We start from the raw sequence: 18,180 nt of genomic DNA, 5'->3' as shown, positions 1-18,180 counted from the left end.
TTATTTTTTTATTTGTGAGAATACGTAAAACATTTCAGCTCCTATCTGCAGGCTACGCTCCAGATAAGTTTCTCTCTGCTGAGACGTTCCGTCAGAAATTTTTGGATCTTCAAAGGTAATCGGGATTCTTTTCTCGGCACCTGCTATAAACGGGCATCCGCCATCAGCCTGAGAGCAGGTCATAATTGCAGCGAATCCGCTTTCAGGATTGAAGTCATCATCATAGGTTTTGGAAAAACCGATGACAGGAAGTTCATCAGCTGAATATTTTATTGAATAAACTGGGTTTGATCCTTCTGAAAGAGTCTTAATCTTAAATCCCGAATCCTGAAGTGTCTGGGCAGCCATAGGGAACAGCGCAGTAGCTTCAGTCCCTCCTGAATAGCAGGAAACATTTTTTATGCCGTAATAGGCAGCCGCAGTCTGTGCCCAAACTTGCGACAGATGACTTCTTCTTGAATTGTGTGTGCAGATAAGGTTTAGTCTGGTATCCAGCTTACTGTCCACTTTAGTCTGAATAAAGTCGATTAATGGCTGCAGGACTGCTTTGCGATCTTCAGAGAGCTGCCTAAAATCAAATGATTTAACGGTATTCTCAATTTGCGGATATAGCATAATTTTTTAATATAATGGTTTAGTAGTTATCTATTTAAAAGTTAGCAGCATCCGCCGCCAGGAGTGCATGAATTGGCATTATCAGTATTTAACTGGGATAATTTCACTTTAGGCTTATCAGATGGAATACCGCACTGTTTCTGAGCAAGACATGCTGTCTGTTTATTAAGCAGAGTGAAGTTCAGCCCGTTAAAATCTAAATCGTATTTACCGATCGTAGTGTTCTGGTACTCCACTTCAATTTCATGATCTTCAATTCCCAATACTTTTTCTGAAAGCTCAATGATGTGGATCAGTTTCTGAGGTTTCAGCCTGTGCTCATAGTCATTGGCATCCCAAAGCTGGAAATTCACAACAGTTTCCTTTCTTACCGTACCGCCGCAGTCGATGAAGTTTTTGGTAACCAAGCCTACTTCAGTTACATGAAAATATTCCGGTACAAATGTGCCGTCCGGCAGCTGAAAATTTACAGCTTCCAGTGTTTTAAGCACTTCTTTAATTTCTGAAAGTTTCATAATTTTTTATATTTAGTTATACTATATTTTTTTATTAAATAATAACGGAACTTCTTCTTTCAAGAAACGCGGTATCTCTCCAGATACCATTTTGTTTTCCGATTTTCTCCCTTATTCCAAGTATCCTGAAACCTGCTTTTTGATGAATGCGAAGACTCGCCTTATTCTCAGGAAATATTCCTGCCTGAAGTGTCCAGATTCCTTCTTCTTCTTCACTCTGTCTGACAAGCTCATTTAAAAGGGTAAGCCCGATTCCTTTTCCTGAATGGGAAGAATCTACATATACGCTCACTTCCGCAACCCCTGCATAAACACAGCGGGAAGAAACAGGAGAGAGAGCTGCCCAGCCGATTATAATATTATCATCCTGTATTATAATTCTGCAGGATTCCAGATGTAAATTGTCCCATTCTTCCCATGAAGGTGCGCTGTTCTGGAAAGTGGCATTGCCGGTGTCTATTCCTTTTTGATAGATTAATTTTACCTGATCCCAGTCTTGAGGTGAAAGTTTTCTTATTTCCATATTTTTACAGTTAACAGCATTCGTTTCGCTTGTTTGCCAAATGATCTGATATATGCTCAAAAAAAACTTTTATCTTCTCAAGCCCGGGTTCATTGATACAGTAGCAAATAGAATTCCCCTCGATGCTCCCTTTGATTAGCCCTGCATTTTTCAATTCTTTCAAATGCTGAGAAACTGTAGGCTGCGAAAGTGGAAGTTCATTTACAATATCCCCGCAGATGCAGGCATCCACTTTTAATAGATATTCCATAATAGCAATACGGGCAGGATGTCCTAACGCTTTTGCTAAAACAGCCAGCTCGTTCTGGCTTTCGGTAAAATGATCTGTTTTTGTTGCTCCCATTGTCTTATATTTATATTGCAATATTACGATAATAAATTTATATAGAATGAAAATTATCCTAATATTTAAGCTATCGCAAAAAGAATGGACCAAACTCTGAATCAGTTATGCGGCAATTGCGATGAAAGTCTATTGTATTTTTATATTGAATATCAAATATTAAGTAAGTGGGCACTATGTGAAATTTTATCTGGCTGGCTTGCTTTTTTGGATAGGAATTTCAATACTTTTACTTATTTATTATACTGCTAAGCAATAATAAAATATGCCGGATAGCAGCGTTATCCATAAGTATAGAAAGGTTAAACAATTGATAGTTAAAATTAAAACATGTTAAAAGAATTCTCGTATAAACAGTTCGGCAATTTACAATTCACAAAACAATCCTTTGAAGACGGCCGATTTGATTCTGTGGAAGAGCATATCAAAATTTTATTTTTGCCAAAAAATGCCATTATACAAGTTGATTTCCAGGAGATCGAGATGAAATCTGATTCCTTGCTGTTTATTAATCCCAAAGTGGTGATAAAGCCTTGCGAAACTAAAGATGGCCAATTACTGCATTTCAATAGGGATTTCTACTGCATAGAAATTCACGATCAGGAAATAGCCTGCGACGGAATTTTGTATAATAATGTATTTGAAATTCCATTCATTGCTTTGGACGAAAATCAATCTGTGGATATTCAGAAAATAATCAGGGAAATTCAATTTGAAATGAAAAATGAGGATGCAAACACTGAGGAAATGCTTCGTATACTGTTAAAGCTCATCATACTGAAATCGACCCGTATCTGGAAACACCAGCACCGATTAGCAGAAGAAAGCCAGCAGGCTGATGTGCAGTTTTTACGGAAATTCAGCAAACTTGTCGAACAGCATTACAGGACTCTGCATACGGTTGCGGATTATGCCGATCTGCTATTTGTGACTCCCAAGAATCTCAGCAAGAAAATCGGACTTGTCAGCAAGAGGACTCCCAACGATATTATTAAAGAAAGAATCGTTCTTGAAAGCAAAAGGCTCTTGGCACATACACAGATGACGGTTAAAGAAATTGCCTATAGCCTGAATTATGAAGACGATGCTTATTTCATTCGTTTTTTTACAAAAAACACGGGACTGTCCCCAATTTCATTTAGAAAGCAGTTTTAACTATACAAAGCACGGCATTCAAGCCGTGCTTTTTTTATGCAAATCATTAAAAAGGCTCCAGCTGGCGATTTTATCAAATAAAAGGAAAGCGTATCCAAAAGAAAAATGTGCCCATTATATTTCCGGAACTTGTGATAATCTTCGCAGCAGTAAACGATAAGCGCTGTTTAATTGAGAAAATCTTTATAGGGAAGTCTGACCTTTTAGAAATATTAATTTACCTAATAAAGATATTTTACCCCTTATTAAACTTTTAGGTTTGCCAAGCGCTATAGCAATCATGAAAATGGTTGAAAAACATTGCAATGGACATTCTTTACAATAAAGGAAAAAAGTGCAGTCCAAAGAGAAATGCGTCCATTGATGTGTCTCGGGTTTTGGAGAACCTTTGCATCATCAAATAAAAAACACTAATTAATTATGAAAACCAATATTGGAATATCGGAAAACAACAGCCAAAATGTGGCTTTGGAATTAACAAAAATACTTGCCGACGAATCTGTACTCCACACGAAAACGAAACAAGCACATTGGAACATCGAAGGAAATGATTTCTATGACAAGCACAAACTATTTGATGAGCAGGCAAATCAAATAGCTGAAACAATTGATACTGTTGCAGAACGTATCCGCACTTTGGGTCATTTGGTGCCTGCAACTTTAAAAGCATTTTTGGAACTGAGTCGTCTGACTGAAAACGTTCCGACTGAAAATGACAGCCAGAGTTTAATAAGCGAACTCCTTTCTGCACACGAAACTATAATCACCCATTTAAGAGCAGACATCAATCTTTTTGACAATGATTATGAGGATTTAGGAACTAGCGATTTCATCACTGGATTGATGCAGGAACACGAAAAAACAGCTTGGATATTAAGAGCACATTTAAAAAAATAATAACAAAGAAATTAATTAACATTAAAAAATAAACAGATGAAAACGCACAAAAAATTTTTATGAGGAGCTGTTGCTTTCGCAGGCCTGACTGCATTTTTAACTCCAGAAACCGCTTTTGCACAGCAGTCAGGAATTAGCCGCACCAATCTGCAAAGACATGATATTTCGGTTTTGGGATATGAAACTATTCAGGCTCGGATAGACTTCGAAGCACATTCCGCTTTTGGGATGCATAACCATCCGGGTGAGGAACTGATTTATGTGCTGGAAGGCACATTTGAATATCAGATTGAAGGAGAAAAACCCATTATTCTTAAAGCTGGTGACGTACTTTTTGTCCCCGCAGGAAAGAATCATTCAGCAAGAAATATAGGTCATGTTAAAGCTTCGGAGCTTGCTACTTACATTGTGGAGAAAGACAAGGCTCTTCTTGTAATGAAAAATAAATAATCCCAGTAGAATTTGAAAGTCTTGCTTGCGGTTATTCTTCACATCTGATTGAAACAGACAGTGGACTTAAAAGACAAATGGCATTCTTCAAAAAAAATAAAAATTTAAAGCAAGGGAAAAAAGTGCAGTTCAAAGAGAAAGCCATCCATTGATAGACGCCCAGATTAATCTCAACTTTGCCTTATCAAAATAACAGTAACATTAAAATATAAACAAGATGAACAAATTTACAGTAAAAGACGGAACAGAAATTTATTTCAAAGATTTAGGAGCAGGACAGCCAATTTTCTTTCACCACGGATGGCCGTTGTCATCTGACGACTGGGATGCTCAAATGATGTTTTTCCTAAACCAGGGATACAGAGTTATCGCCCACGACAGAAGAGGCCATGGAAGATCCACTCAAACATATAAAGGAAACGACATGGACACGTACGCACAGGATGTAGCTGAATTGGCTGAGTTTTTAGACCTTCATAATACAATTCACATTGGGCATTCAACAGGTGGCGGAGAAGCCTTGCGCTACGCAGCCCAGTACGGAAAAGACCGTGTATCAAAAGTGGTTCTGATCAGTGCAATTACTCCGTATATGATTGCAGACGATAGAAACCCAAATGGTGTGCCATTGGCTGTGTTTGATGATATCCGATACAATACTTTACATAACAGACAGCAATTTTACCAAGACCTGACTGTTCCTTTTTATGGCTACAATCGTGAAGGCGCCAATGTAAAAAAAGGAATCCAAGACAACTGGTGGAGACAGGGAATGATGGGCGGCATTAAAGCGCAATACGATTGTATCGAAGTTTTCTCTGAAACTGACTTTACTGAAGATCTTAAAAGTATTGATGTTCCTGTATTGGTTCAGCATGGTGATGACGACCAGATCGTACCTTATGAAACAACTGCTGTAAAAGCGGCCGAACTTTTGAAAAAAGGAAAACTGATTATTTATCCTGGATTCTCACACGGTATGCCGACTACTGAAGCGGAGACGATCAATAGAGACATTTTGGAATTTATCCAGTCATAAATCCAAGAAAGGGAAAAAAGTGCAGTTCAAAGAGAAAACGATCCATTGTCCCTTCCTGCGCTTTATCCCAACTTTGCAACATCAAATAACAACAACCAAATTATTTAAAAAATAACAATTTAAAATTTAGAAAACATGAAAAATTTAATTTTATCAATCGGTTTATTTACAGCAGTCTTATTTAGCAGTGTTTCGTTTGCACAAACAAAGAGAATTCCAGCATCTTATGGAAGGGAAGAGTATATAGAAGTTGAAAAAAATGTAAAGCTTCACGTTACGGATCTTGGCGAAGGTCAGCCAATCGTTTTGATCCACGGATGGCCATTGAGCGATGCAATGTACGAGTATCAGTATGCTTATTTTACACAGCAGGGATACAGGGTTATCGGAATTACTTTGAGAGGTTTTGGATTATCAGACAAACCAGCAGGAAAATACAACTACGATGTTTTTGCAGATGACATTAAAGTAGTCCTTGACAAATTGAATATTCAAAACGCAACAATCGGCGGTTTTTCAATGGGAGGTGCAACTGTGATCCATTATGTTGCCAAATATAAAGCGGCTCATGTTTCCAAATTGGCTTTATTCGGAGCAGCGGCGCCAATATGGACAAAAAGGGCCGATTTCAATTACGGTTTGTGGACTAAAGAAGACGTCGACGGATTAATCAAATTGAACAATACCAACAGACCTAAATTACTGGAAAACTTTGGTCAGATATTCCCAGCTAACGAAACAAGCGTTGCTCCAGGTTATGGCGCATGGTTGGGAACTATTCAGGCACAAGCTTCACCTTATGCAATGGCTGAAGGATTAAAAACTCTAAGAGACAGCGACTTGAGAGAGGAATTGAAAAGCATCACAATCCCCACACTTATTCTTCACGGAAAATTGGACAAAATATGTTCTTATGAATTGGCTGAACAAATGCATTCTCTATTAAAAAATTCTACATTGGTGCCTTTAGAAAAAAGCGGTCACGCCTTATTCATTGAAGAATTGGATAAATTCAACTCAGAGTTATTGAAATTTGTAAAAAAATAAAAATTCAGAAAGAGGTTAGTTTGGAGAAAATTAACCTCTTCTGTTTTTCTTAAAAGAGAATTAGAGATGAAAAGAACAGCAGTATTTTTAGCCTTATTAGTTTTCGCTTCCTGCACTAATACCAAATCCATTGTTTCAGTAAACCATTCCAATCTGCCAAAGCCAATTGGCCCATACAGCCATTCCACCAGTTTTACAGATTTAGTGTTTGTTTCGGGGCAGATTGGCGTTGATCCAAAAACAAACACTTTGAAAAATGGAATTGAAGAACAAACCATTCAGATTTTCGAAAACCTGAAAGCCGTTTTGCAAAACAACAGTTCAGATTTGGACCACATTGTAAAAACCACCATTTTCATTACAGACATCAAGCAGTATGAAGCAGTTAATAAAATTTATGGAAGCTACTTCCACCATCACTTTCCTGCCCGAAGCACAATTGAAATAGTTTCACTGCCCAAAAACGCGAGCATTGAAATAGAATGTATTGCGGTGAAAAAATAAAACTTACCTATTTTTTTGAAAAGCTTTGGGTTTCATTCCGTTATGCTGCTCAAAAACTTTGCTGAAATGGCTCAAATTTGAAAATCCCAATGCATAACCCACTTCGGAAACCGACATTTTATTTTCTTTTAATAATCGGGAGGCTTCCTTCATTCTAAACTTTTGATAATAGCTAAATAAACTGCTTCCAAAAATTTGCTTGAAGAGCCTTTTAAACTTTGATTCGCTCATTCCGATTTGTAATGCCAGGTTTTTAATGACGGGAGGTATATGAATTTCGTTTAAGATCGCATCCCTGGCTTTATAAATTTTCTGGACATCCATTTCATTCAGAACGTGCAAAGTGGGTTTTTCTCTTTTGAAAAGTTCTTTTAACGTTAAACATATTAGTTCTTCAGCTTTTATTTTAAAGAAAAAATCAGACAGTGTATCAGGAATATCAGATTCGATGATTTCTAGTGCCACTTCCTGTATCTTTGGTGAGACAGACTCTTCAAAAAGAATAGGCTGCTCACTGCCGGTAATTTTTTTTAAAATAGCATTGTTTCCATTTGAACCTAAAAGATTGACCAGCATATCGGAATCAATTCCAATAAAAATAGATTTGAATTTAGTTTTGTTTGGATAAAAAGTTTCAATGTTCAGTTTTCCCTTAAAAACCCGTATGGAAGGCAAATCATTTTTCGAGTTTTTGATTTTAGAATTAGGATCTGGAAAAATGGAATTAAAAGAAAACAAGATTCTCTTAAGTGAGTTTTCGCTTCCAAAACGTTTTGTGAGCAGATCATCATTAAATTCATAATTACTTACAATCATGCTTATTGAATTATCCAGCCTAAACCCTCTCAAATAGCCGTTTCCTTTATCTTCCGGAATTGTCAGCATTCCATTAACGACCTCTGAACCAACCAAATCTGCAAAACCTGCCAGGAAACCGAATTCCTTTTTTATATTCAATTCCATAATAAATTAGACCTTTTAGAGCTATTAATGTGTCAAATGTAAATATTTTAACTCTTATTGCGCATGTAACTTTGTCAAAATCTAATTGTAACATTAATTAAAATTAAACAAATGAATACAACAAAAACCACTGCTATTGTTGATGCAATTGTGTTTGATGGCAAAAACGTAATAGGAAAAAAAAATGTAATAATCAGCAAAGGAAAGATCGCTTCAATTTGCGATGAACTGCCCGATGGAGTTGATGAAATAGTTAACGGAGAAGGAGCGACACTTCTGCCGGGACTGATTGATGCACATGTTCATACTTCGGTTGATTCGCTGCGAGATGCCATACAATTTGGCGTAACCACAGAATTGGAAATGCAGGGCGGTATGACAAAAAAAGGCCGTGAACTGCAAATAAAGGATTGCATTGACATTGCCGATGTCCGCTCTTCGGGTATGGCTTTGACAGCCCCCGGCGGACATCCAGATGAATTGATTCCAAAGGAAGAAGGCATTCCGAGCTTTATTCTGAAAAAAATGGAGAAGATGACAGATCAGGAAAAAAAAGATTTTATTGCAGCCTTTGAAGAAAGGGTAAACGAAAACGGCGAAAAACTCGATTGCACCACTATAGAAGGCGCTGTTGAGTTTGTGCGCCAGCAGATGGATAACGGTGCCGATTATTTTAAAATAATGATTGAAGAAGGAACTGTAATGAATTCGCCAGCTTTACCCATGATAAACCCCAGTGTTTTGAAAGCTGCAGTGGATGAAGCCCATAAATTAGGTAAAATCGTCATAGCGCATGCACTAACTGCCGAAGCCGCAAAAACCGCCGTTGAAGCAGGTGTAGATGGATTGGCTCATCTTTTCATCGACAGGCCGAAGTGGACTGCTGAACTTATTGAATCCATTGCCTTTAAGGGAATATTTGTAACCCCTTGTCTGGTTCTAAACTCCTCCATCATTGGCAAATCTGCCTGCCATGTGGCTCATGACGAAAGGGTGAATTACAAACTCAATGAAGATTGGAAAATGACAATGTGTTCTTGTTTTAATACTTTTCCTTCGGGCAATATGCAAGACAGTTACCACAATATAAAGGACCTCCATGATGCCGGGGTAGATATACTTGTGGGCACAGACGTATCAGTTCCCATGGCGCATTTAGGAGGTCTTGCCCACGGGGTTAGCGTTCATCATGAGATGCAGTTGCTGGTCGAAGCGGGTCTTAGTCCCATTGAAGCTTTACGGTCTGCAACCTCAGTGATTGCGAAAAGATTCAGCCTGTCAGACAGGGGGCAGATCTTAGAAGGATTGAGAGCAGATTTGCTTTTAGTCAAGGGGGACCCTGCCACAACTATTTCTGACACCCTTTCTATATTAAATGTTTGGAAAGAAGGAGTTGAGATAAACTTAAAAGGCAATGCTATTTGATTTTTGATGGCTTTAGATTTTTAATTTTGAAGCTGTGACTGAAAGTTACTTATGTTTAATGGTATAAGCAAATAAAATGGCGCCAATTGTCTTCAATTGGCGCCATTTGGCTGAGTGACCCGTAAAGGACATATTTCGCACCATTTTATGGAGATTTGAAGAGATTGTCTTACTGCAAGTAGGTGCTGTCTTTCATCGGCTTTAAAAATTTGGTCTGGATGTCCTGTTGGGGATTGATGTAAAAAAAGATAAAAAATATTTTCGTCGATTTTACAATTCGTGGCTTATAGTCTTTTTTTAAATTTTATATAACTTTGTCCAGCAATATAATTTAGAAAATTGATATAAAAAAAAGAGGCTCCCCAAAGCCTCTTTTAGATTAATGTTTCCCATTTCCTTTGCCTTTCCCATTTCCATTATGGTTTCCATTATCATGGTGGCTTTTATCTTTATTATTTCCTTTTCCGGGTTTTTGTCCTATTGTTTTTTGAGGTTTTCCTTTATACCCTTTTCCGTATTTTACTTTGTGAGATTTAAAGTTGTCGTAAGGTCTGTCTCCTCTGTAATCAGTCAATACTACTTTGTATTCATTATAAAGATCATAGTTTCTATAGGCTGAAGGCAGTGATCTGGTTCTAACCCATTGTCCGTTATTTAAATAAACATAATTTGACGTACTTACGTCATAATAAGTTTCAAGATCGGGCAGATAATAATAACTAACATCTGAATAACCGGCAGGTCCCCATGCAGGAGGTGTTCCTATATTCACATTTACTGATACCTGAGCCTGAGTGTAGCTAAATGAAAGGAATAAAATTCCGATCAAAAAATATTTTAAAGTTTTCATGATTTTACTTTTTAAGTCATTGAATATATTTCGGTAAAAACAATAAACGTGCCGAAAAGTTTATGTGTTTTTAAGTATTTGATTACGTCTATTTATATTTTATGTTAATGCTGATAATATCAGAAGTCATATTAGTAGTTCTGGTATAATGCCCATAACGAATCTCTAACGTATTCCAATGCTTGAGCCCAAAAATGCCATTAAGAGGCGTGAATTTCATTCCCATCCCAAAGAAACTGCTGTCAAACTTAGACAAATCATAGTTGCTGGTATAATATTCATCCGCTGCTGTATGTTCACCATACGGTTTAAAATACTTCGTTCCCGTTTGAGTATAATACCTGTAAAACGGACTCACTGAAAACGCCTGTGTTAACTTCACCGGAATTTCAAGATCAGCGGTATGAGCTTTTAAACTCCAGTCATCAGTATAATATCTGTAATAGGCACGAATAATTATATTATCCCCAAAAAAATAACTGGCCCTGATTCCAAGTGGAATTTTAAGTCTTGTCTCCGGCATTTTTTCCTGATGAACAGATCCGTCTGCAAAATAAACCCTGTGAAAAGGAAGACTTAAATACCCATTTTGTCTGATAACATCACCTAAAAGCATTACCTGCAGGTTTTTGTTTACAACCTGAGAATAACTTAAAGTTCCTGCAAAAGTATTTCTATTAGCGCTGTCATAACCTTCGCTTCCAGGTATACGAAGTTCCACGGGTTCAATTAATTTCAGCTGATCTATAAAGGTTTGAAATTTAGCGGTAAATTCTCCGTTTCTGTCCTTTGTTTTTTGTGAGAAGCTGATGTTTTCTCCAAAAGACTGATAATCAAACTCAGTTGATGATGAAACGCCAATCCCAAGTGTTCTTCCTTTCTCCTCATTTTCTCTCAGATAAGTTAATGAAGGGTAGAAGCGGTTGTCTGAAGATGAAGCAGATGAATTCGCACTCAAATCAATCATATCTGATGAAGCAGAAGTATAATGGTCAATGCCGGCTTCAATATCAAAGGTATGTTTGATCCCGTTTCCACCATATTTTACCAGTTTAACATCAATAGTGTTAGCGATATCAGTAAGATGCTCAGAACCAACTCCTCCTGTAACGGCAGAATTGTTTCCATCCTGTTTATAATAACTGGAAACCAGATTTACCTCTTCGAGTTTTAATTTTTTGCTTTTGTAACTGGTAGAATCACTAGGAACATTTTGCGACGTTAGCTGAAATAGTGCCAATAAAGCAAACCCTGTTATAAATATTCTTTTCATTTTTTGATCAAATCAAATTAGTTACAGCCGCCGCCGCTTTTTCCTGAATTTGCTCCGGAAGCTCCTTCATGTTAGGATTGAAAACTAAGTTCTGTCTTTTCGATTTTCCTGTTGGAAAGCACCATTTCAGAATCGTTGATTTTCCCTTTTTTATATTCCTTTAAGGAAGTTCAGGAGGTGAGCAGTATACCTGTAAAAACTAAACTGTAGAGGAGCACGAGATTTTTTTGCTTTGGCTTTTTCATTTCAGGTTAATATTTTTAGAAGTGTAAATTTTATTGTTGTCGTCGATGATAATACGATACAGATCCGGTATCTGATCTATTAAAAACAAGCCGGTTTTAATACCCATAACTGCTATTGGGGTAGCCATTGCATCTGCATTCTGCATTTGATGCGATAATGGCCACACTTTTTATTCCAGTTATTGGCAGTCATGTTTTTGGGTCAATGGTATGCGAATATTTTTTCCCATTAATGGTCACGAACTTTTCGTAGTTTCCAGAAGTTGCCACGGCTTTATTAGAGATTTCCATGTACGAAAATGCCGCATTTGGAGCATTGGGATCCGCCACGCCAATGGTCGATTTTTTGCCATTAGGCTGTAATCCCCAAGTCGAAAGATCTCCGCTGGCATTAATAATGCCGCTCTGCACGTTATGTTTTATAAGAATTTGTTTTGCCATTTCAGCAGCATATCCTTTTCCGATACCTCCAAAACCAATCCGCATTCCTTTTTCTTTGAGAAATACAGTGGTCTTTTCTTTGTCCAGTATAATATTTCTGTAATCAATAAGATGCACCATTTTGAGTGCCGTTTTTACATCGGGCAGTCTGGTCATTGTTTTGTCAAAATTCCAGAGACTTTTGTCGATACTTCCATAAGAGATATCAAATGCACCTTGTGTAATTCTGGAAATCATGATAGATCTTTCAATGGGATTAAAAACTTCCAGATCTACTTCAACGGGCGCTATCTCTGCATTGTCATTGATCAGATTGGTCTGACTGTCTTCTATATAGGCAGTCAGAAGCCGTTCAATTCTTGTGATTTCTTCAACGGCAAGCGCAATATTCTCATTTCCTGTTTTTTCATTTTCGGCGACAACTGTTATGGTAAAGTTGTTCCCCATGAGTTTTAGGGACTCGGAATATTTTTGGTTTTTAAGCATGTTATTTTCGGCTCTCACAGATCGCTTTTATTTCGGCAGTCCACTGTTCAGGAGTAGTTTCCGGTTTTCCATGCCAGGTTTTAAGTACTTTTCCATCGGCATCCAAAAGAAGCGTTAGAGGAGAACTTCCTTCCTTGTTGTATATTTCGGCTAAATCTTCATTTCGTTTAACCTGCTGTGGTGTTCCGATATTTTTCTTTTTCCTTGGGAAATCAGCATTAACAAGTACCAGATTTTCATTTGCCATCTCTGAGAATACCTGGCTTTCAAGATAATCTCTGCGTGTCACAATGCAGGGTCCGCACCAGTCTGAACCGGAGAAGTTCAATAGGATTTATTCATGTTTTTCTTTTGCCGTTTTTTTTTGCATTATTAAAATCAGGTTCCCAGTTGATGGGAAGCAGGATCATTAAAAGCAATAATGTAATTAGTTTCATTTTGCAGTCTGTTTTAGTTATATACGAAATAACGCATTGCTGCGATTCTTATTTTTTTAATTGCTTAAGATTCAATTAATTTTTACTCCGCTTCAGGACTGTTTTTTTTTAAGCCATGTGCACCCCGAAAACATAACCGACCAAGGCTGAGGCTGCCATTGCAAAAGTTCCCCAGATGCAGATACGCAGTACAGCTTTCAGCGTATGGGATCCCCCGGCCTTAGCGGCCAGCATTCCCGATAATGCCAAAAAGAGTATTGAAAAACCGTACTGATACAATACCATTTCTTTTATGGGAGCGAAAATAGCCACCAGCAGGGGAAGCAAGCCTCCGATGATAAAGGATACAGCTGATGCGAAAGCGGCCATTAGTGGATTAGCCTGGGTAATTTCATTGATTCCGAGCTCATCCCGGGCATGTGGCATTATTTTCATCTGAAAAGAGTGCTTCCTGCATATTTACGTTAAAATTTATAATTCAGATTTTAATAAGAACACTTTTTATTGACTTACGCTTTATGAGAGATCTTAGAGATAACTTTCATAAAAGCATAAAGAAAAAGAGTGCGATTTTGCGTCTTATAACATCCGCTGGGATGTACGGAGTCATAGTGATAAATCCTGTGTCAGGGTATCTTAAGCACTGCATGGGGGGTGATTATTATTTAAAATAATTCTAAACTTATATTTTCTTTTTACTTGTTAAAACCATCCTAAAAAAATACCCGTATATAATCTTAAATCTAACCGTTTTAAAAACTACATATGAAAATTGACAAGCACATCAAAAAAGCACTTTGGATTGCAATGGGAATTACGTTCTTATTTTTGGCAATTCTTCTTTTTCACATCATTACTGCCAAACCAGCGGTTTATGACACTCCAAATCTGCAAGTAAGCCGTATTGATTTTAAGGCAGATATCGATTCTGCCCAAGCCAGACAGATCTGCGCTGATTTGAGATCTATTAAAGGACTGACTTCCGATTCCATCATTATTAAGAGAAACGTGGTGGTTTACTTCCACAATAACAGGATCACCAATTCCAAAAAGGTCTATGCCCAGCTGATGGCCAAAAGGCATTACGATGCGAGGCCTTATATACTGCCTGAAAATCTGGCATCTAAAGAAGTCTGTCCCATGGACCAAAACAGTATGAGCTATAAATTGTCTCAGAAAATAAACCATTTTTTTAATTAACCCTTTAATATTATTGTTATGAAAAATTATTCTAAAATTGCCTTAAGCGCGTTATTTCTTTCAGCAGCTGTTTTTACATCCTGCAGTAATGATGATGAAACTCCGGCTCCAGTAAAAGCATCGATATATGAGCGATTGGGAGGAACCAAAATGGTTGCCGATCCTGATAATTCAGGTCAGATGATCGAGCAGGGGCGTCTAAGCTTCCGTAAAGTTGTAAATTCAACTATTGGACTTATCGTTGCCGATATCCAGTCCAATGCATCAGGAAACCTTCAGGCGCATTTCGCGCCCCTTCTGGCCGAAACCGGAACGACCCAGGCTACAAACATTGCAAAATTATCAGATAATCTGACTGATTTCTTTTCATTCAACACCGGAGGGACAAATGCAGTGAATACTTATTCGGGCCTGAGCATGGCAGCAGCCCATAACCCTGCGACAAATCCTCGAATGGGAACAAAATCAAGCAATGCTGACTACACAAAGTTTGAAGGTTATGTAGGAGCGGCAGCCAATGCAAATGGTGTTGCCTCAAACACAGAACTCTACACGGATATTGTAGCGGTTTTGGAATCCTTAAGAACGCCTATCGTTCAAAAATAATAATCTTCCAAAAAAACGCTGCCTTTTATGCGGGCAGCGTTTTTATTTGAAGCGTTGTTTCATTCCAATACAATCATGCATATGCTTAAGGGCTGCCGTTTGTAATTCTAAATTTAGGCTTATGGTATTGGGCGTATTATGATTTGAAAAATTACAGCACGATCCCCGGTATTGCAATTGATCCGATTGTTCACAGCACTTCAGGATGCAATTCCGAATTTATTTTATAAACTGATCTCCCTAATTGTTGAATCTTTAAGTGAAGTTATCCTATGGAAAATTTGAACCTGTCCAAAAATACCACTTTTTATGCTTTAGGATTAAGCTATAAAAAAGCAGATGCCCTGATTAGAGGGAAATTCAGTTTAGACCCTAAAGGGCAGTCTGATCTGCTGGCACAGGCTAAAGCTGAAGATATAGATTCATTAATTGTAATTTCCACCTGCAACAGGACTGAAATTTATGGATCGGCTTCTCATCCATATGAACTGATAAAACTGCTTTGCTCAAATACCAAAGGCAGCGTCGAGGAATTTCAGCAGGCCGGCTACATTTATAAAAATAAAGATGCGGTCAATCATTTTTTTCGAGTTGGGGCAGGCTTGGACAGCCAGATACTGGGTGATTTTGAAATCATCAGCCAGATTAAAACTTCCCTTAGCAACAGTAAATCACATGGGCTGGTCAATACGTTTTTGGACCGTTTGGCCAATGCAGTGATCCAGGCCAGTAAAAAAATCAAAACAGATACGGGAATCTCCTCAGGGGCTGCATCTGTGTCCTTCTCAGCTGTACGGTATATCATTGAAAATGTCCAGCAGATAGGCAGCAAAAAAATTCTGCTGCTTGGAACAGGCGATATAGGAAGAAATACCTGCGAGAATTTAATAAAGCATACCAAGAACGGCCATGTTACCGTTATAAACAGAACAAAAAGCAAGGCCCAGGCACTGGCAGGAAAACTCAATGTTATAGTTAGGGATTATAATGACCTGCAGCACGAACTGCAGCAGTCCGATGTTGTGGTGGTGGCAACAGGGGCAGATCATCCAACTGTCTGCAGCGAACTTCTGAATTTAATTAAACCCTTATTGATCTTGGATTTATCCATTCCAAGAAATGTAAACCCGGATGTGGAGAAGCTCCCTGGTGTAAGGCTTATTCATATGGATTACCTTTCTCAGATGAAAGATGAGACCCTGGAAAAGAGAAAACAGCATATTCCAGCAGCCGAAGCTATAATTGAAGAGGTGAAGCTGGAATTTAATACCTGGGTGCAGACAAGAAAATATGCCCCGGCAATACATGCATTAAAATCAAAATTGAATGATATTGCGGCAGGGGAACTGGCTTTTCAGAAAAAGAAATCCATTAACTTTGATCAGGCTCAGGCTGATGAGATAAGTTCGAGAATCATTAATAAAATAACCAGCCATTTTGCAGGCCATTTAAAAAATGAGGACTGCTCAATTGATGAGAGTATTAAGTTTATTGAAAAAGTATTTCAGCTGGGAGAATATGAACCGCTGAAAAAGCATTCACCCATAGAGGAGAAATACAAAATTAATCTCTCTTGATAATCAATAAGTTTATAAAGTAGTTTTGAATCAGTTTTTTCCAGTTGGAACAATCTTATATCCAGCAGGTCTAAACTGCTTAAAACACTGCAGCGAAATATCTTACTATCCAATAAATATTCTGTATTAATATTGCAGATTAACTCTTCTTAAGGAAGTTTAGGGTTTTCATTTGATTAGTTTATTAAGCATCCCGTTAAAAATGAAACCGTGAAAAGGCAGCACAGCATACCAGTACAATCTGCCTGAAAGCCCTTTAGGCCTGAAAGTTGCGGCCTGATACAAGGTATTATTAATGATCTTAAATTCAAGCCAGGCTTCCCCGGGCAGTTTCATCTCAGCGTATAAAACCAGTTTACCCTGTTTTTTGTCGGCATACACCACACGCCAGAAATCTAAAGCATCCCCTGGAAATAATTCATTTTTATGGGTTCTTCCGCGTCTGGTGCCCACACCTCCGAAAACCTTGTCAATAAATCCCCGCAGATCCCACAGCCAGTTGGCGTAATACCATCCGGTCCCACCGCCTATTGACCAGATTTTTTCAATGGTATATTCGCGGTCTATAATTTCTTTTTTCCTTCTGTCTATATAGCAGCCCTTTTTCGGGACCTTTAAATACCGGCTGATGCCGCCGGTAAACCTGCTGCTGGCGAGCGAATCTTTCCAGCTCGATACAATATCATTCTGCTGTATTTTCTTCAGGGTCCTCTCCAGTGCTTCCCGATATGTCATGGGGCTTATATGAAGCAGGGTATTTATACGATTATCACGGCAGACCACTTCTATTTTCATGCTGCTGACCAGAGCTGATGCCAATTTGTAGGATGTTGATGTAACAAAATAAAGCCAGTAGGAGGATAGTTTCGGGGTCATGACCGGAACAGTAAAAATGTATCGGGTGAGTTTTTTGGCCCTGGCAAACTCCAGCAGCATTTCTTTATAGGTCAAAATATCCGGCCCGCCTATATCAAAGCTCTGGTTGTAGGTCTGGGGATTTAAAAGAGAGCGGGCTAAAAATTCCAAAACATCCGAAACTGCTATAGGCTGGCATTTGGTGTTAAGCCACTTTGGTGTGATCATAACAGGGAGTTTGTCCACCAAATCCCGTATGATTTCAAAAGAAGCGCTGCCTGAGCCTACTATTATACCCGCCCTTAGTGTTGTAGAAGGTATTTCAGTGCTTTTTAAAATATCCTCGACGGCTTTTCGCGAAGACAAATGTTTGGATAAGGATTTGTCATTTACGATCCCGCTGAGATAGATAATCTGTTTTGCCTGCGTACGGCTGAGCCTGTTTATGAAATTATAAGCAGAGACACTTTCCATTTTATCGTAACTCCCTGATGTGTCAGACATGGAATGTATCAGGTAATAAGCAGCGTCTATATCCTCGGGAATATTTTCTAGACTTTGGGCATCAAGAAAATCCCCTTGGACAACTTTTACATTACCCGGGGCTGTATGGGGATAATTGAACCTGCTTTTATCCCTTACGCAGCAGATAACCTGATGTCCGTTTTTTAGAAGAAGTGGCAAAAGCCTTTTCCCTATATATCCTGTAGCTCCGGTCAAAAGAATCTTCATGG

The 18,180-nt window shown here is 38.3% G+C and carries 20 protein-coding genes and 1 pseudogene; 10 read left to right on the top strand and 11 right to left on the bottom strand.

Annotated features, from left to right (window positions below; translation table 11 throughout):
- Genes EG814_RS09160 through EG814_RS09145 form a run of 4 tightly spaced genes read right to left on the bottom strand, consistent with a single transcriptional unit; the run spans nt 1 to nt 1,996 of the window.
- Nucleotides 1–615, bottom strand: coding sequence for an arsenate-mycothiol transferase ArsC (locus EG814_RS09160; RefSeq protein WP_125721113.1), 615 nt, complete (start codon nt 613–615; stop codon nt 1–3).
- A gap of 41 nt (nt 616–656) precedes the next feature.
- Nucleotides 657–1,130 (bottom strand): DUF6428 family protein, encoded by a 474-nt coding sequence (locus EG814_RS09155; RefSeq protein ID WP_125721111.1) that lies wholly within the window; start codon nt 1,128–1,130, stop codon nt 657–659.
- A gap of 34 nt (nt 1,131–1,164) precedes the next feature.
- The gene (locus tag EG814_RS09150) at nt 1,165–1,653 is read right to left on the bottom strand and encodes a GNAT family N-acetyltransferase (protein WP_125721108.1); all 489 of its coding nucleotides are present in this window, start codon (nt 1,651–1,653) and stop codon (nt 1,165–1,167) included.
- 10 nt (nt 1,654–1,663) lie between these two features.
- Nucleotides 1,664–1,996, bottom strand: coding sequence for an ArsR/SmtB family transcription factor (locus tag EG814_RS09145; RefSeq protein WP_125721106.1), 333 nt, complete (start codon nt 1,994–1,996; stop codon nt 1,664–1,666).
- Nucleotides 1,997–2,326: 330 nt separating this feature from the next.
- Here EG814_RS09145 and EG814_RS09140 point away from each other — a divergent pair, with 330 nt between their 5' ends.
- The 6 genes from EG814_RS09140 (at nt 2,327) to EG814_RS09115 (ending at nt 7,088) form a co-directional block, all read left to right on the top strand.
- Complete coding sequence (locus EG814_RS09140; RefSeq protein ID WP_125721104.1) at nt 2,327–3,151, top strand: helix-turn-helix domain-containing protein; 825 nt, start codon at nt 2,327–2,329, stop codon at nt 3,149–3,151.
- Between the two features lie 420 nt (nt 3,152–3,571).
- Nucleotides 3,572–4,048 carry a Dps family protein gene (locus EG814_RS09135; protein WP_125721103.1) on the top strand — a complete coding sequence of 159 codons (477 nt, stop codon included), beginning with the start codon at nt 3,572–3,574 and terminating at the stop codon, nt 4,046–4,048.
- An 84-nt stretch (nt 4,049–4,132) separates the two neighbouring features.
- Entirely contained in the window at nt 4,133–4,498 is a 366-nt protein-coding gene (locus EG814_RS09130; RefSeq protein WP_125721101.1) for a cupin domain-containing protein, read from the top strand.
- Between the two features lie 217 nt (nt 4,499–4,715).
- Nucleotides 4,716–5,537: an alpha/beta fold hydrolase gene (locus EG814_RS09125; protein WP_125721099.1), complete on the top strand. Its 822-nt coding sequence runs from the start codon at nt 4,716–4,718 to the stop codon at nt 5,535–5,537.
- Nucleotides 5,538–5,672: 135 nt separating this feature from the next.
- Nucleotides 5,673–6,584 (top strand): alpha/beta fold hydrolase, encoded by a 912-nt coding sequence (locus tag EG814_RS09120; RefSeq protein WP_125721097.1) that lies wholly within the window; start codon nt 5,673–5,675, stop codon nt 6,582–6,584.
- 66 nt (nt 6,585–6,650) lie between these two features.
- Complete coding sequence (locus tag EG814_RS09115) at nt 6,651–7,088, top strand: Rid family detoxifying hydrolase (protein WP_125721095.1); 438 nt, start codon at nt 6,651–6,653, stop codon at nt 7,086–7,088.
- A gap of 3 nt (nt 7,089–7,091) precedes the next feature.
- Here the strand turns inward: EG814_RS09115 and EG814_RS09110 are convergent, their stop codons facing one another.
- A complete protein-coding gene (locus EG814_RS09110) occupies nt 7,092–8,051 on the bottom strand; it encodes a helix-turn-helix domain-containing protein (RefSeq protein ID WP_125721093.1) in 960 nt (319 codons plus the stop codon).
- Between the two features lie 111 nt (nt 8,052–8,162).
- Between EG814_RS09110 and EG814_RS09105 the strand changes: the two genes are divergently transcribed.
- Complete coding sequence (locus EG814_RS09105) at nt 8,163–9,476, top strand: amidohydrolase family protein (protein ID WP_125721091.1); 1,314 nt, start codon at nt 8,163–8,165, stop codon at nt 9,474–9,476.
- A gap of 379 nt (nt 9,477–9,855) precedes the next feature.
- Here EG814_RS09105 and EG814_RS09100 read toward each other — a convergent pair whose 3' ends face one another.
- From EG814_RS09100 to EG814_RS09080, 5 genes and pseudogenes are all read right to left on the bottom strand, one after another.
- The gene (locus EG814_RS09100) at nt 9,856–10,326 is read right to left on the bottom strand and encodes a hypothetical protein (protein ID WP_125721089.1); all 471 of its coding nucleotides are present in this window, start codon (nt 10,324–10,326) and stop codon (nt 9,856–9,858) included.
- A gap of 88 nt (nt 10,327–10,414) precedes the next feature.
- Nucleotides 10,415–11,599 (bottom strand): DUF3570 domain-containing protein, encoded by a 1,185-nt coding sequence (locus EG814_RS09095; protein ID WP_125721087.1) that lies wholly within the window; start codon nt 11,597–11,599, stop codon nt 10,415–10,417.
- Nucleotides 11,600–12,033: 434 nt separating this feature from the next.
- A complete protein-coding gene (locus EG814_RS09090) occupies nt 12,034–12,732 on the bottom strand; it encodes an FAD:protein FMN transferase (RefSeq protein ID WP_235830941.1) in 699 nt (232 codons plus the stop codon).
- Between the two features lie 40 nt (nt 12,733–12,772).
- The gene (locus EG814_RS09085; RefSeq protein ID WP_235830940.1) at nt 12,773–13,060 is read right to left on the bottom strand and encodes a hypothetical protein; all 288 of its coding nucleotides are present in this window, start codon (nt 13,058–13,060) and stop codon (nt 12,773–12,775) included.
- Between the two features lie 256 nt (nt 13,061–13,316).
- Nucleotides 13,317–13,628: pseudogene (locus EG814_RS09080) on the bottom strand (VIT1/CCC1 transporter family protein); the annotation flags it as partial.
- 345 nt (nt 13,629–13,973) lie between these two features.
- On the opposite strand from EG814_RS09080, the gene EG814_RS09075 reads away from it, so the two are divergent.
- From EG814_RS09075 to hemA, 3 genes are all read left to right on the top strand, one after another.
- Nucleotides 13,974–14,408 (top strand): hypothetical protein, encoded by a 435-nt coding sequence (locus tag EG814_RS09075; RefSeq protein ID WP_125721083.1) that lies wholly within the window; start codon nt 13,974–13,976, stop codon nt 14,406–14,408.
- Nucleotides 14,409–14,426: 18 nt separating this feature from the next.
- Nucleotides 14,427–15,014: a globin family protein gene (locus EG814_RS09070; protein WP_125721081.1), complete on the top strand. Its 588-nt coding sequence runs from the start codon at nt 14,427–14,429 to the stop codon at nt 15,012–15,014.
- Nucleotides 15,015–15,286: 272 nt separating this feature from the next.
- Nucleotides 15,287–16,591, top strand: coding sequence for a glutamyl-tRNA reductase (gene hemA, locus EG814_RS09065; protein ID WP_125721079.1), 1,305 nt, complete (start codon nt 15,287–15,289; stop codon nt 16,589–16,591).
- Between the two features lie 168 nt (nt 16,592–16,759).
- Here the strand turns inward: hemA and EG814_RS09060 are convergent, their stop codons facing one another.
- Complete coding sequence (locus EG814_RS09060; protein WP_125721078.1) at nt 16,760–18,178, bottom strand: SDR family oxidoreductase; 1,419 nt, start codon at nt 18,176–18,178, stop codon at nt 16,760–16,762.
- Nucleotides 18,179–18,180 lie beyond the last annotated feature (2 nt).

The sequence above is a fragment of the Flavobacterium ustbae genome (genome assembly GCF_003946915.1).
GTDB lineage: Bacteria > Bacteroidota > Bacteroidia > Flavobacteriales > Flavobacteriaceae > Flavobacterium > Flavobacterium ustbae.
Note: the sequence above shows the minus strand (reverse complement) of the source record. Positions and strands in the feature narration are given on the sequence as shown.

Coding starts and splice junctions, on each gene's coding strand:
- EG814_RS09160 (WP_125721113.1), bottom strand. CDS start 615: ATGCTATATCCGCAAATTGAGAATACCGTTAAATCATTTGATTTTAGG.
- EG814_RS09155 (WP_125721111.1), bottom strand. CDS start 1,130: ATGAAACTTTCAGAAATTAAAGAAGTGCTTAAAACACTGGAAGCTGTA.
- EG814_RS09150 (WP_125721108.1), bottom strand. CDS start 1,653: ATGGAAATAAGAAAACTTTCACCTCAAGACTGGGATCAGGTAAAATTA.
- EG814_RS09145 (WP_125721106.1), bottom strand. CDS start 1,996: ATGGGAGCAACAAAAACAGATCATTTTACCGAAAGCCAGAACGAGCTG.
- EG814_RS09140 (WP_125721104.1), top strand. CDS start 2,327: ATGTTAAAAGAATTCTCGTATAAACAGTTCGGCAATTTACAATTCACA.
- EG814_RS09135 (WP_125721103.1), top strand. CDS start 3,572: ATGAAAACCAATATTGGAATATCGGAAAACAACAGCCAAAATGTGGCT.
- EG814_RS09125 (WP_125721099.1), top strand. CDS start 4,716: ATGAACAAATTTACAGTAAAAGACGGAACAGAAATTTATTTCAAAGAT.
- EG814_RS09120 (WP_125721097.1), top strand. CDS start 5,673: ATGAAAAATTTAATTTTATCAATCGGTTTATTTACAGCAGTCTTATTT.
- EG814_RS09115 (WP_125721095.1), top strand. CDS start 6,651: ATGAAAAGAACAGCAGTATTTTTAGCCTTATTAGTTTTCGCTTCCTGC.
- EG814_RS09110 (WP_125721093.1), bottom strand. CDS start 8,051: ATGGAATTGAATATAAAAAAGGAATTCGGTTTCCTGGCAGGTTTTGCA.
- EG814_RS09105 (WP_125721091.1), top strand. CDS start 8,163: ATGAATACAACAAAAACCACTGCTATTGTTGATGCAATTGTGTTTGAT.
- EG814_RS09100 (WP_125721089.1), bottom strand. CDS start 10,326: ATGAAAACTTTAAAATATTTTTTGATCGGAATTTTATTCCTTTCATTT.
- EG814_RS09095 (WP_125721087.1), bottom strand. CDS start 11,599: ATGAAAAGAATATTTATAACAGGGTTTGCTTTATTGGCACTATTTCAG.
- EG814_RS09090 (WP_235830941.1), bottom strand. CDS start 12,732: ATGGGGAACAACTTTACCATAACAGTTGTCGCCGAAAATGAAAAAACA.
- EG814_RS09075 (WP_125721083.1), top strand. CDS start 13,974: ATGAAAATTGACAAGCACATCAAAAAAGCACTTTGGATTGCAATGGGA.
- EG814_RS09070 (WP_125721081.1), top strand. CDS start 14,427: ATGAAAAATTATTCTAAAATTGCCTTAAGCGCGTTATTTCTTTCAGCA.
- hemA (WP_125721079.1), top strand. CDS start 15,287: ATGGAAAATTTGAACCTGTCCAAAAATACCACTTTTTATGCTTTAGGA.
- EG814_RS09060 (WP_125721078.1), bottom strand. CDS start 18,178: ATGAAGATTCTTTTGACCGGAGCTACAGGATATATAGGGAAAAGGCTT.